We start from the raw sequence: 13599 nt of genomic DNA on the forward strand, positions 1-13599 counted from the left end.
GTCCTTGGGTGGGCAGAAGTAGTCGGAATGGAGTCCCGCGCCGAACGATCCCGGAGGGATCAAGAAGGCACAGACACTCCAGGGTACGCGCGAGGCGGTGCCGGAGTCCAACTCGCGAGCGATAGACTCCTCCCCGTGGAGCAGGCTGTTCAAGCTCATTGGCCCCATCCCCCTGTCACCGCCCACCGGCGGTCGGTCTCCGAGGAGGAGTCCCGGCTGGCCAACGGCGCCGACTGGGACCGGTACGCCGACGAGTACCAGGCCACCCACGGGGGCTACCTCGGCGACGTCGGATTCCTCTGGGGACCCGAGGGACTGACCGAGGCCGAGGCCCGGATCCTGGGCGAGGTGCGCGACCGCGACGTGCTCGAGGTCGGCTCCGGCGCCGGGCAGTGCTCGCGCTGGGTGCGCAGCCAGGGCGGGCGCGCGGTCGGGCTCGACCTGTCCCACCGCCAGCTCCAGCACTCGCTGCGCATCGACGACGCGACCGGCCTGGTCGTGCCCTGCGTGCGCGGTACGGCGACCCACCTGCCGTTCGCCGACGGCTCCTTCGACGTCGTCTTCTCCTCCTTCGGCGCGCTCCAGTTCGTCGCCGACATCGACCTCGCGGTCGCCGAGACGGCCCGGGTGCTGCGCCCGGGCGGGCGCTTCGCCTTCTCGATCACCCACCCGACCCGGTGGATGTTCCCCGACGACCCCACCGAGGACGGGCTGGTCGCCTCGCAGTCCTACTGGGACCGCACGCCCTACGTCGAGGTCGACGACGAGACCGGCGCGACGTCGTACGCCGAGCACCACCGCACGCTCGGTGACTGGATCGGGCTGCTGGCGGGCGCCGGCTTCCGGCTGACCACGCTCCTGGAGCCGGAGTGGCCCGAGGGGAACGAGCGGCTCTGGGGCGGCTGGTCGCGGGTGCGCGGCACGCTGACGCCGGGCACCGCCATCTTCGGCGCCGACCTCTCCTAGGCTGCACCTGTGGATGCGGAGGAGATCGCCAAGTCGGCCGCGCTCGAGCACCGGCACTGGTGGTACGCCGCCCGCCGGGCCCTGGTGCGTCGTACCGTCGGCGGCTGGCCGGCCGGGCGCGCGATTGACGTCGGCTGCGGGATGGGCGGCAACACCGCCGTGCTGCGTGAGCTCGGCTGGCGCGCGGTCGGCGTCGAGTACACCGCCACCGGCGCCGAGATCGCGGCCTCGCGCGGGATCCCGGTGCTGCGCGGCGACGGCCGCCGGCTCCCGGTCGCCGACGCCTCGGTCGACCTCGTCATGTCCACCGACGCCTGGGAGCACATCGACGACGACGTCGCCGTCGCCCGCGAGACCTTCCGGGTGCTGCGCCCCGGCGGACGCGCCCTGGTCGCCGTCCCGGCCGGGATGGCGCTGTGGAGCGGGCACGACGTCGCCCTGGGCCACGTCCGGCGCTACGAGCGCCAGCAGCTCGCCGACCTGGTGACGGAGTCCGGGCTGGTCATCGACGACCTCTGGTCGTGGAACGTGCTCCTGCGCCCGGTGGTCCGCGCCCGGCGGCGCAACAAGGATGTGCCCCAGAGCGAGATGGAGGCCGTCCACCCGGTGCTCAACGCCGGCCTGCGCGCGGCCGTCGGGATGGAGCGGGTGCTCCCCCTCAAGCGACTGCCCGGCGTCAGCCTGGTCTGCCTCGCGCACAAGCCGTGAGCGCCCAGGTGCCCGAGCCGCAGCCGCAGCCCGAGCCGCAGCGCTGGGTGGCCGATCCGCGGATCGGCTGGCGGATCCTGCTGACCGCGACCCTGCCCGCCCCGGCCGCGCCGGACGCGCTCGCCACTCCCCTGGCCACGCTCTGCGCGGCCCAGGGCTGGACCTACGCCGCGCCCACCGCGGCCGGTGCCCGGGCCCTGCTCGCCGACTCCCCCGCGCCGCTGCTGGTCGGCGTCGACGGGCGCGACGTCGTGCTGTCGGCCCACCACAGCGCGGTCGACGGCCTCGGCCTGCTCACCGTCCTGGACCGGCTCGGTCTCGGCCCGGCGACCTCGTCGGCCCGCGGCGTCGGCACCCGTACGACGACCGGCGGGACGGCGCGCACCGTGGCCCGCCGGCTCGGCGAGGTCGCGCTGCGACCGCCGTCCGGCGTCGTCCCCCCGGACCGGCCGGTCCCCGACCACGGCGACGCGCTCGTCAGCGCGACCGTGCCGGGCAGCCACCGCACCGCCGAGCTGGTCCACGCGGCGACCCGCGCCGTCGTCCGGCACCAGGCGGAGCGGGGCCGGCGCGCGCGGCACGTGGCGATCGCGATCGGCGCGGCGCGCGAGCCCGCGGCCGGCGACCAGGACGGCCGGATCGCCGACCGCAGCGTCCTGCTGCGGCTGCGCGACGTCGAGCGCCTCGACCTCGACGGCATCCGCGAGGCCGTGCGCACCGCGCCCGTGCAGACGCCGCCCGCGCCGGCCGAGCCGCGCCCCTGGAGTCCCGTCGTGGATCGCGCGATGACGACCGGCCTGCGGGTGCTCGGGCCGCGGCTGGGCTCGACGCTGCTGGTCTCGCACCTCGGCGAGGTGCGTGCCCCGGCGGTCGAGGGCCTGGCGTTCTACCCGGTCACAGCGGGCGGCACCGGTCTCTCCCTCGGCGCGGTCGGCCTCGACGGGCACACCGTGCTGACCCTGCGCGGGCGCGCCGCGGCGTGGAACGACAACGGCCTCGAGCAGCTGCTCGAGGCCGTCATCTCCCTCCTCTAGAGAGGAGCCGGTGGGGCGGTGCGGGTCAGACCCCCGCCATCGCCTTGTCCCGGTGGCTGGCTCCGTTGTCGCCGCCCTTGCCCGAGCGGCCGAGCAGCACGCCGCCCGCGGTCAGGCCGAGGCCCAGCAGGAGCAGCAGCCCGGGGAAGAGCAGCTTCATGCCGCCGAGCAGCCGGGCGTTGCCCTTGGCGTCGCTGACCAGGTCGTCGACCTGGGCCTTGGTGTACTGGACCGTGCCGGTGAACGCGGGCACCGCCACGCCGTCGTAGCGCAGCTCCTGGACCCGGTTCTCGACCCGGTTGACCGGCGAGCCGGTGGTCGGCTCGACGTAGAAGGTGCGGGTCATCTGGTACCACATCTCGGCCTCGACGTTGGGCTCGGTGGAGCCGAAGACCTTGCCGGGCACGCTGCGGGTCTCGACCATCGTCTCGGGGATGGTCTGCACGAACTTGTAGACCTTGAGCCCGTCGATCTCCTCCTGGCCCTCGAACTTGGCCGGGGTCGACTTCTCGAGCGTGCCGTCCCAGACCGGGTAGTCCTTCTTCTCCGTGGCGAAGGGGAACTTGTAGACCAGGCCCTTGCGGGTGACGTCGACCCGCTCGGTCTTCTGGAAGTCGCTGGCCAGAGCGACCTCCTCCCACGAGCCGCACTTGGTGCAGTCGACGGCCTCGCCGGTCTTGCCGTCGAAGGGCGAGCGCTCCTGGGTCCGCTGGAACTGCTCGCCGCCGACCCGGTCGACGCTGGTGGAGTTCACCCACACGACCGTGTCGTCCGGGGCGTCGCTGGGCAGCTTGACGCCGCTGTCGGCGATGGTGAAGGACGTGATGTCGAGGTCCCAGGTCTCGGACTTGAGCACGTCGGGGTTGGAGTTGAAGATCTCGGCACCCTTGGCCTCGAGCTTCGTGGTGCCCTTGTAGTCGGGCGGCACGTTGGCGAGGACCGGGTAGGCGTAGAAGCGGACCAGGGCGGCCGCGACGATCAGGAACACACCGAGTCCGATGGACACGGGGGCGAGCTTGCTGCGCATGGCGGAGATACCTCTCAGACAGCCACGCGAGCATCGCGTGGGGTACGGTCGGGCCGCGCGTCGGCGGTCCCGAGGAGCAGTGCGGTCAGGTCGATCGCGTGGTGTCGCATCTGCGACCAGTCGAACTTGTGGGCCCAGGCGCGGCACGCCTCGGCGCGCAGCACCCGGGTGGCCGGGTCGGCGGCGTCGAGGAGCGCGCCCTCGACGGCGTCGGCCAGGCGGCGGACGAGGACGGCGGGGTCCTCGCTGTCGGGGACCAGCACGCCGCTCTCCCCCGGGCGGATGGAGTCGCGCAGGCCGGGCACGTCGCGGGCCACGGTCGGCACCCCCCAGGCGGCGGCGTCGATCACGGCCTGCCCCCAGCCCTCGGCGTCGGATCCGCAGACGTGGACCGCCGCGCGGGCGAGCAGGGCGTCCTTGGCGTCCGTGGGCAGGTAGCCGTGGAAGGTCACCTGGTCGGCGAGACCGCGCTCGGCGACGAGCGCGACCAGGCGGTCGTGCTCGGGCCCCTTGCCGATGACGTCGACGCGCAGGTCGCGCCCGGCCAGGGCCGGACGCTCCCGGAGCCGGTCGAACGCCTCGAGGACGAGGTCGACCCGCTTGTGGGTGACCAGCCGGCCGAGGACGACGATCCGGTCGGCGTCCTTGGCGACCGGGTCGAGGTCCGCGGCGGCCGGTACGTCGGCGCCGTTCTCGAGGATCCGGATGTCACCGGTCCAGCCGAGCTGGCGGCGCATCTCGTCGCGCGTGGACGGCGAGACCGCGGCGGTCACGTGGTGCCGGTAGACCCGGTGCATGGCGACCCGCTCCATCCAGCGCCCGAAGGCGGCCACGGGTGCCGGGAAGTGCACGGCGAACTGCGCCTGGTGCACGTGGTGCACGATGAGCAGCGCCGGCGTCCCGCGGCGCAGCACCAGCGGCGAGAACGACGGCAGCCCGCAGGCCGGGTCGATCACCGCGTCGATGCGGCGCCGGTGGCGCAGCAGCCAGGTCAGCGCGAACAGGTAGAAGCCCAGCGCGCCGCCGCCCCGTCGTACGGCGATGCCGTCGCGGGTCTCGCGGGCGGCCTGGCCCTCGTCGCGGGCGGTCACGAAGTGCACCTCGGCACCGGCCTCGCGCAGCGCGCGGGCGTACTGCCAGGCGTAGATCTCCGCGCCGCCGGCGAGCGCGTGGTCGAGGTCGCGCCAGTTGACGACCACGATCCGGCGCCCGTCGAGGCGGGGGGACGGTCCGCTCATCCGTGACCACCCACCGGCAGCGCGACGGGCACCGGCACGGCCAGCGGCGCCGCGGCCGGGGCCGGGACCGCGTGCACGGCACCGCGACGGCGCCACGCGATGCTCGCGAGCTCGACGAACGCGCTCGCCCCGTGCCGCGCGGGCACGAAGGTCGAGCCCGGCACGTCGGTCCAGGTCACCGGGATCTCCTCGACCCGGGCGCCGGCGGCGAGCAGCAGCACGAGCAGCTCCACGTCGAACGAGAAGCCCCCCGTCCGCAGGTCGCCGACGACCTGCCGGACCAGGTCACCGCGGAAGAACTTGAACCCGCACTGGGTGTCCGCGACGCCGGGCACGAGGCGCCCGGCCAGCCGGCGGTACGCCGCGGCGCCCGCCGAGCGGGTCCGGCAGTGCCGGGCCTCGGTGTCGCTGTCGGCCAGCGCGCGCGAGCCGATCACGACGTCGGCGCCGAGCAGCAGCCGCCGCCAGGCCTCCTCGACCGCGTCGAGCCCCGTGGCGCCGTCGGCGTCCATGAAGCACACGAGGTCGGCGTCGGTGGCGAGCAGCCCGGCACGGACCGCGGCACCCTTGCCGCGGCGCGCGCAGCGCAGCACCCGTACCGGCAGCGCGGGTGAGTCGGCCGCACGGGCGACCTCCGCGGTGCGGTCGGTGCTCGCGTTGTCGACGACGAGCACCTCTACTCGGCCGAGCACCCCACGACGGGCCGCCACGTGGCGGCGCAGGTCGCGCAGGGTGCGCGGCAGCCGGCCTTCTTCGTTGTACGCCGGAATGACGATCTGCAGCATCGGACCCTCCCAAGCCGTCTGCTCAGCACGCGTCCCGGCGAACGGGACACGTGACGGAGACCGCGCAACCCGCTAGGCGGGACGCGGCGAGAGACCTACTTGCTGTCCGAGTAGCTGTACAGCTTGTCGTTGCTGACGGTCTTGTGCTCACCCTGGGCGGCGTTGACGCCGGCGACGAGCATGACGGTCGAGGCGAGAGCCCCGACGACGGTAGCGATAATCGTGTTCATTGCGCAGATCCCCTCCCAAAGACCGGCACAGAGCATTCACTCCCCATGACTTTCATGAATGTGATGCTCGTTACTCCCAGACCGGAGTATCCCTGCGCAACCGGCGAAAAGCAAAAGAATCGCCAAACCGTGACCAAGGACGACGAAGATCCGCCGGAGCGTCCCCACGCCCGTTCCCGGGTCGGCCACGACCTCGCCGCCGGCGGCCAGATCGACCAGGGTGAGCCCGTCGCGGTCGAGCACGATCGCGCCCGCGGGCACCTCGATCGTCCCCATCCCGCGCTCGACGAGCACCCAGCGCACGCCGATGGCCCGCAGGGCGCCCGCCGGGTCCTCGTCGGCCAGCGCGAGCGTCACCGCGACCACCCGCGGGTCCTCGGGCGCGATCACCCGGTCGGTCAGCAGCACCCGGTCGTCGACGACGACCTCGCCCGGCAGGATGCGGGGCGCGGGATCGAGCACGGCACGGCGGTGGTTCCAGTCGAAGCCGCGGTAGGAGCCTGACCACGGCAGCACGACCGTGGTGTCGCCGCCGTCGATGCGGTCGGCGATCTCGTCCCAGGCCGCCGGGTACGACGAGCGCTGCAGCTCACCGGCGGCCCCCCAGGCCAGGCTGGGCAGCAGCAGGAGCGGGGCCACCACGAGCAGCGCGACGCCGCTCCACAGCGCCTGCGTGCCGGGCCGGATCCGCTCGCGCAGCGCCGTGGCGGCGTACGCGGCGCCGACGGCCAGCACCAGCCCGAGCGGGGCCAGGAGCCGCTGGGAGTCGCGCAGCAGCGCCAGGCCCGGCACCGGGTCGGCGGCGCGGTCGAGCAGGTCCGCGCCTCCGGGCAGGGTGGGCAGCAGGGCCAGCACGACCGCGGCGGCGCCGAGCGCGAGCCAGCGGCCGCGCCCGGGACCCGCACGGCGCAGCCCGGCGACCGCGGCCACGGTGAGCAGGCAGGACAGCAGCACCAGCAGCGCGCTGGTGCGCTCGGGTGGCACGACCGACGTCTTCCAGGTGCCGCCGAGCGAGAGCACGCTGGCCGCCGTACCGGCGGCGGACTCGGCGCGCGCCGCGAACCCGGCGAAGACCCCGTCGGTGCTCACCCGCGCGGTGTCGGCGGTCAGCGCCGGCACCAGCCAGGTGAGGTTGGCGACCAGGCCGAGCCCGGCCACCCGCAGCCAGCCGCCCAGGTCGCGGCCGAGGGCCAGCACGCCCAGCACCCCGACCGCCATGAGCCCGCTCGACCAGCTGCAGGCCGCGGAGAGCACGAGCACGACCGCGGCGGGCGCCCAGTCCCGGCGATCGGCCCGGAGCCGGAGCGCGGCCCCCGCGACCCACGGCAGCAGCAGGTAGCCCAGCAGGATCGCCCACTGGCCCATGAGCAGGCGCTCGTAGACCCACGGGTTCCAGCAGAACAGCGTGATCGCGGCCGCCCTGGCCCACCAGCGCTGCCCGGCGACCAGCCGCGCGACGCCGAGCCCACCGGCCAGGAACCCGCCGACCAGCAGCAGCCGCTGGACGACGCTGCCCGGCACGACGTGGGTGGCCAGCGAGACCAGCGCGTCCATGGGGACCGCACGCGGCAGCGCGCCGTCCAGGCCCAGCCAGGCGGGCTTCCAGGGCTGGTGGGGCACGAAGACCATGTCGCCGACCAGCCAGTAGCCGCCGCCGAGCAGGAGCGGGCCCAGGATCACCAGGGTGACCGCGGTGGTGACGGCGAGGTCGGAGCGCTTCACGGCTGTTCCGGGAGGCCGGCCTCGATGTCGGTGACGCAGACCGTCGACCGCCCGTCGCCGCGCAGCCTCAGCCCCTCGACGGTGCCCGGCAGCTCGGGGAGCACCAGCCACATCTCGTTCGGCCCGCGCGTGGCCAGGAACTCGGTGTGCCAGTCCCCCGCGCCCACCACGACGGTCGACTCCTGCGCGGAGAAGTAGGAGACCCGGACGACCACCCGTCCGTCGAGCGGGACGACGAACGGCGCCTCCCGGGTGAGCGTGCGCACCGGGTAGCCGCACTCGTCGTCGGGTCCCGGCTCCGCGGGGATCGCTCCGGCCAGCTCCATCGGCAGCAGCGTGCCGTCGTCGGCGACCTGGCGCAGCCGGGCCGAGGGCTCGTCGAACCGGAGGTGCTCGGGCAGCGGCGCGAGGATCCGGGAGAGCTGCGAGTCGCTCCCCACCAGCGGCAGCACGACGTCGGCGGGCGCCAGCCGGTCGAAGAGCACGACCGTCGGGTCGGCGGCGAAGTCGGCGCGCAGCGTGGCGACGAACGCCTTGTCCTCGGTGTTCTGGAACTGCGGCACGAGCAGCGCGGTACCGGCGACCGAGGCGACACCGTAGGCGCCGACGAGGCCGGCGAGGGCCAGGGAGCGGACCCGTGCGGACGCGCCGGACAGGAAGCGCAGGCCCAGCCACGGCGGCGATCCGCGCAGGCAGAGCGCGACGCAGAGGACCGCAGCATGGATCGTGTCGGAGGAGTAGCGCGGGTCGAGGCCGATGATCGAGCCGAAGCCCGCCCGGCCCGACAGCAGGAGCAGCAGGTCGGCGGCGACGTAGCCGACGAGCAGCGCGAGCCCCCAGCGGCGGGCCGGGCCGCCGCGCCGGAGCAGCAACCAGACCCCGACGAGGGCGAGGATCGCCGAGGCGATCACCACCCACAGCGCCGGCCGCACCGCGCCACCCTCGAGCTCACCGGCCCAGGGGCCGCCGACGATGCCCGGCACCACGTTGCGGCCGAGGAACGAGCCGCTCACCTCGAGCCGCTGCTTCCAGGTGCTCTCGCCCCCCTCGACGTCGGTCAGGAGGCCGTGGCCGACCAGGAAGCCGACCAGCAGCAGCACCTCGGCCAGCCACAGCCAGCGGAAGCGCTTCAGCGCGGCCCACAGCCGCCGCCAGCCGGTCGCCTCGTCGGCGAGGGCCACCGCGACGCCGTACAGGACGGGTGGGATGAGCACCGCGCGCTCGTGCCAGAGCAGGCCGACCGCGGTCGTGGCGACGATCGCGACCACCGCCCACACCGGCCGGGCGTCGCCCTGGCGCCAGCGGACCAGCAGGTAGGCGGCGAGCAGCGAGCAGAGCACGTGGGGCCACAGGCCCATCGCCGCGCTCCACCACAGCGTGGTCGCCAGGGTCAGCGGCGCCCAGGCGAACACCGCGAGCAGCACCACCCGGCTCCACCGCTCCCCCAGCAACCGGGTCAGCAGCAGCCACAGGACGACCGCCGCGGCGGTCTGGAGGGCCAGGACGAAGACGGCCACCGTCGCCCAGCTGTACGGCGCGCCGTGCGCCACCAGCCAGTAGGTCAGCTGCTGCAGCGGGTTGACGTGGCCCGCCGTGTCACGGACCAGGAAGCCCAGCGTGAGGTCGGCGTCGTAGGCGCGACCGGAGAGGTAGAAGTCGTCCTGGTTGAACCACGACCCGCCGAGCAGCACCGCCCGCCCGACGACCATCGACAGCAGCACGCCGAGCGCGGCCAGGCCCTGGCGCCCCTTCCAGGCACTCATCGGCTGCCCTCCGCGACATGTTGGTGGGGACGACGACGCGCCGGGCGGCCCAGCGTGAGCCCGGCGAGCAGGCCCACCGCGAGCGCGGCGGCGACGTCCGCCGTACCGGCGACGAAGCGGCCACCTCCCAGGGCGTCCAGGCCGCCGGACGCGGCGAGCAGCACCGCGACGGCGATCACCGCCCGGGACCGGGTCCAGGACCGGCGGAACCAGGTGCCCGCGAGCAGGCCGAGCCCGGCGACCGGACCGAGCAGCACCAGGGTCGCCGCCAGGGCGGCGGCCCACCAGGGCGCGCGGGTCCCGAGGACGTCGCGAGGCCAGGGAGCGAGGTCGGGCAGCGGTGCGCGTCGCCGGCGGAGCAGCAGCCAGCCGAGGCAGAGCGCTCCGGCGAGCAGCGTGCCGCCGCTGACGGCCAGGCCGAGGGGAAGGACCACGTCGTAGGTGCGCTCGGGGCCGTAACGGAGCTCGACCCGTGCGGTGCCCGTGCCCGCCGGGAGGAGCCAGCCCTGCTGCCAGCCGTCGACCCGGATCGGGGTCAGCTCCTCGCCGTCGAGCTCGGCGATCCAGCCGGGGTTGAAGTTCTCGGGCAGGGAGAGCAGTGCGGCCGGTCCCCCGCCGACCGTGACGCTGCGGCGGGCATCTCCCCAGCGCTCGATGCCGACCGTCCGGGTGGTCGGCGCCGAGGACACGGACGCGTCCGGGACGACGGCCGCGTCGAGCAGCTCGAACTCGGCGGTCGGCTCGATCTGCAGCCGTTGGGGACCCGACCCGAGCGGCACGCTCGCGCTCTCGCCGCAGGACTCGAAGCGCAGCGGCGTCCCGTTGATCAGGTCGGCCATGGTGCCGGAGACCCGGGTCGGGACGGTCCGCCCGCCCAGGCGGATGTTGGGGCCGTAGCCGCACACCGCACCGGTCGGCGTGTCGGCGAGCACCGGCCGGGTGAGACGGACGCCGCCCAGCTCGATCTCGGGTACGACGACCCGCCCGGCGCCAGGAGCCTTCTCGAAGCGGATCTGCAGGTTGCGGGTGCGCAGGGGCTTGATGTCGACGGGACCGTCGCCACCGAGCCGGACCCGCTGGACCCGCTTGCCGGAGGAGAGGACCGCGGCGACCGGGGCCTGGTCGGAGCCACCACGCACGGCGATCGAGGTGATGGTCCGGAGCCGGCGCCAGCTGAACGTCAGCGTCGGGTAGAGGTCGCCGTCGTCCGAGACCCATGCGGTGGTGGGCTGGCCGTCGTACGCGAACCGGGGGGCGACCTTCGGGTCGTTGCCGTAGACGGAGGTGGCTCCCACCGGGGGGCGGCGCTCGACCTGGTCGAGCAGTCGCGCGGTCTCCGGGGTGCTGCGCGCCACGACGTGGCCCGTGATCCGTACGCCGCCCGCCCCGGCGGCCTCGAAGCTGCGGTCGAGCCCGCCGCCCTCCTCGGGCTGCCGGATCCGGGTGACGTCGCAGTCGGGCGTGGTGAGGGTGATGAAGCAGGCTCTCCGGCTGGGCGTCGCACCGAAGGCCACGGAGGCGCCGGCGCCCACCTCACCGGGCAGCGCGAACGTGCGCCGCGGCTGGAGCCCGTCGACCGCGAGCTCGCGGATGCCGATCCGGGCGGTCCGCGCGGCGGTCGCGGCGGCGACGACCCGGACCTCGATGCTCCGGACCGGCCGGCCGTCGAGCCGGACGACGACGGGGGCACCCGACGCCCCGACCCGGGCGCGGACGCGCTGCTCGCCGGCCACCACCTCGAGCGTGCGGATGGGCACGACCTGCCTGTCGGCGGCGACCGGCGTGATCGTCACCGTGTGCACCGCCCGGGGTCCGTCGAGGTCCAGCCTGATCCACTGCCGGCCCGGCTCGGTCGCGGCCGAGCTGATCCAGCGGGTGTCGATGTCGCCGTCGATCGCGGCATAGGGCCCGGAGGCCGGCGTGACCGGCCCGAAGTTGTCGGCATAGCCCTGCGCCGACGACGCCTCGACACCGGTCAGGCCGTCGTAGCGCGCGACGACCGGGGGCTCGTCGGGTCCCGCCGGGAAGTCGTGGGCGGCCCGGTCCACCCGCCAGGGCTCGGTCGCGGTCATCAGCGCCGACAGCCCCTCGTCGTTGTTGCCGAACGCGCGCTCGCGGCGCTGGTTGCTGTCGGTGACCACGTCGGCCGGGCGCTTCCAGCCGGCCTCGCCCTCGAGCACGGTCGGCTGGTCCGCCTCGATGACGCCGGTGCTCTGGCCGAGCAGCACGCTCTCCGGCGCACCCCGCACGGTCCGCACGTCGTCGACCGCGGTCGCGCGGACCAGCGGCAGCCGTCGCGGCACCTGGAACACCTCGACCTCCGGCTCGCCGGTGTCGGTCTCGCCGAAGCGGGCCACCGACTCCAGGCCGGCGTGCGCCAGGGACACCGCCGCGCCACCCGGGTGCGGCGAGCGGGTGATCCCGCGCAGCAGGTCCCGGCGCAGCACGACGTGACCGATGCCCACGCGCGCCAGCTCGTCGACCAGCGCCGGCGTCACCCGGCCGGTCGCGATCGCCTGGTCGAGGGCCGAGAGGTAGCGGATCGACTCCCCCGGCACCAGCGGCACCTGGGTACGGCTCACCACGTCGACGCCGCCGAGGATCGCCAACGGCTCGTCGAGCGTCCAGCCCCACGCCTGCTGCGCGAAGCTCGAGCCGGGGACGACGAGGGTACGGTCACCCTGGGCCGGGTCCTCGTCACGGCGCTGGGCGACGAGGTAGTCGCGCGCCTGCTGCCAGGGCTCGGCGATCTCGGTCCAGCCGGGCGTGCGCGTGGCGCTGCCGAGGAACGGCTGCCCGAGCAGCGCGACCAGGAGCAGAGGCGCGAGCAGCAGCGCGCCGCGGCCCGGCTCGAGCCGCGGCCGGGCGGCCACGACGCGCTCGACGAGCACCGCGACCGCCGTACCGAAGCCGAGGGCGAGCGGGAGGCGCACGACCGGGTCGATCTTGTGGACGTTGCGGAAGATCTGGAGCGGGCCGTCGAGCAGCGCCCGCATCGCGTCGGCCAGCGGCGTGCCGGCCGGACCCCCGTGGGCGATCGTGAGGCAGCCGAGCCCGAGGAGGAGGGCGAGGACCAGCGGTCGTCGTACCGGGGTGTCCATGAGCGCGAGACCGGCGAGACCCACGCCGGCCACCAGCGCGGCCACCACGACCAGCAGCGGATCGGTCGCCAGGTCGAAGGCGGCCGGCCACCAGGGCCGGTCCCCCGCGAGCAGGTAGCCGAGCCACGACGAGTCCCCGCGCGACGCCTCGGACCAGCCGATCAGCGAGGTGGTGTCCCGGGCGGACTCGACGTACTCGAAGAACGGCGGGGCGAAGCGGGCGAGGACCAGGAGCGGCAGCGTCCACCACAGGCAGCCCGCGGCGACCGCACCTCCCCACCAGGCGGCGAACCGCCAGGTGGTCATCCGGCGGCGGGCGCCCCAGACGACGAGGATCACGGCCAGCGGGAGGCAGGCCGCCGTCTCGACCGCGTTGACCCCGCCCATGCACACGACGGCGGCGCCACTGAGCAGGGCCGCCTGCCGGCCGCTGAGCCGGCCGCGCAGGTGGAGGACGACCGCGAGCACGAGCCACGGCATCACCGCCCCCGGCAGGGACTCGGCGGTCTGGACCGTGACCGTGCCAAGCAGCCGCGGCGAGAGCGCGAAGACCGCACCGGCGAGGAGCGCCGGCAGGTCCGCCAGGCCGATCGCGCGCGCCAGCCGGCGGGCGCCCTCGCACGCCACGATGATGATGAGCGCCGACCAGAGTCGCTGGCCGATCCAGTCCGGGACGCCGAGCAGGTCGCTCAGCCAGAACCAGGTGCCCTGGGGGAAGAGGTAGCCGTACGCCTGGTTCTGGAACTCGCCGAAGTTCGACTCCGGGTGCCACAGCCGGAACGCGCCGGCGAGGAAGTCCCCCGGGCGCTGGGTCAGCTCGGCCCGGGTGTCGTACGTCGTCGCGCCGGGCTGCTGGAGCAGCATCAGGACCACGACGAGCGCGTACAGCGTCACCGCGACGCCCGCTCCCCGCACCGTCGACCCAGGTCTCTCGGCCATGCCACCTCCTCCCGAAGCGCGGGTGTCACTGTAGGAGACCCGTGGGCGGCGTGCAGGCCTGACTTCCGCCCTGGGCACTCCGACCC

Annotated in this window: 10 protein-coding genes; 3 read left to right on the forward strand and 7 right to left on the reverse strand. The window is 74.7% G+C overall.

Annotated features, from left to right (window positions below):
- Nucleotides 1–135 precede the first annotated feature (135 nt).
- The 3 genes from CCO04_RS15725 to CCO04_RS15735 are packed head-to-tail and all read left to right on the forward strand — an operon-like array spanning nt 136 to nt 2708.
- On the forward strand, nt 136–966 hold the full coding sequence (locus CCO04_RS15725) for a class I SAM-dependent methyltransferase (RefSeq protein ID WP_257750573.1): 831 nt from the start codon (nt 136–138) through the stop codon (nt 964–966).
- 9 nt (nt 967–975) lie between these two features.
- Nucleotides 976–1674: a class I SAM-dependent methyltransferase gene (locus CCO04_RS15730; protein ID WP_215815085.1), complete on the forward strand. Its 699-nt coding sequence runs from the start codon at nt 976–978 to the stop codon at nt 1672–1674.
- Entirely contained in the window at nt 1671–2708 is a 1038-nt protein-coding gene (locus CCO04_RS15735; RefSeq protein ID WP_215815086.1) for a hypothetical protein, read from the forward strand. Before CCO04_RS15730 ends, CCO04_RS15735 begins: the two co-directional genes overlap by 4 nt.
- A gap of 25 nt (nt 2709–2733) precedes the next feature.
- On the opposite strand, the gene CCO04_RS15740 is transcribed toward CCO04_RS15735, so the two are convergent.
- The 7 genes from CCO04_RS15740 to CCO04_RS15765 form a co-directional block, all read right to left on the reverse strand.
- Nucleotides 2734–3714, reverse strand: coding sequence for a DUF3068 domain-containing protein (locus tag CCO04_RS15740; RefSeq protein WP_215815087.1), 981 nt, complete (start codon nt 3712–3714; stop codon nt 2734–2736).
- A gap of 35 nt (nt 3715–3749) precedes the next feature.
- A complete protein-coding gene (locus tag CCO04_RS15745) occupies nt 3750–4973 on the reverse strand; it encodes a glycosyltransferase family 4 protein (protein ID WP_215815088.1) in 1224 nt (407 codons plus the stop codon).
- Nucleotides 4970–5758 (reverse strand): glycosyltransferase, encoded by a 789-nt coding sequence (locus tag CCO04_RS15750; RefSeq protein WP_215815089.1) that lies wholly within the window; start codon nt 5756–5758, stop codon nt 4970–4972. The genes CCO04_RS15745 and CCO04_RS15750 overlap by 4 nt, the downstream gene beginning before the upstream one ends.
- Before the next feature lie 95 nt (nt 5759–5853).
- Nucleotides 5854–5988, reverse strand: coding sequence for a hypothetical protein (locus CCO04_RS29255; protein WP_256448555.1), 135 nt, complete (start codon nt 5986–5988; stop codon nt 5854–5856).
- Between the two features lie 36 nt (nt 5989–6024).
- Nucleotides 6025–7710 (reverse strand): hypothetical protein, encoded by a 1686-nt coding sequence (locus tag CCO04_RS15755; protein ID WP_215815090.1) that lies wholly within the window; start codon nt 7708–7710, stop codon nt 6025–6027.
- A complete protein-coding gene (locus CCO04_RS15760) occupies nt 7707–9473 on the reverse strand; it encodes a hypothetical protein (protein ID WP_215815091.1) in 1767 nt (588 codons plus the stop codon). The genes CCO04_RS15755 and CCO04_RS15760 overlap by 4 nt, the downstream gene beginning before the upstream one ends.
- Nucleotides 9470–13513 (reverse strand): alpha-(1->3)-arabinofuranosyltransferase family protein, encoded by a 4044-nt coding sequence (locus CCO04_RS15765; RefSeq protein WP_215815092.1) that lies wholly within the window; start codon nt 13511–13513, stop codon nt 9470–9472. The genes CCO04_RS15760 and CCO04_RS15765 overlap by 4 nt, the downstream gene beginning before the upstream one ends.
- Nucleotides 13514–13599 lie beyond the last annotated feature (86 nt).

The organism is Pimelobacter sp. 30-1 (assembly GCF_018831735.1).
In the GTDB taxonomy this organism is placed as follows: domain Bacteria; phylum Actinomycetota; class Actinomycetes; order Propionibacteriales; family Nocardioidaceae; genus Nocardioides.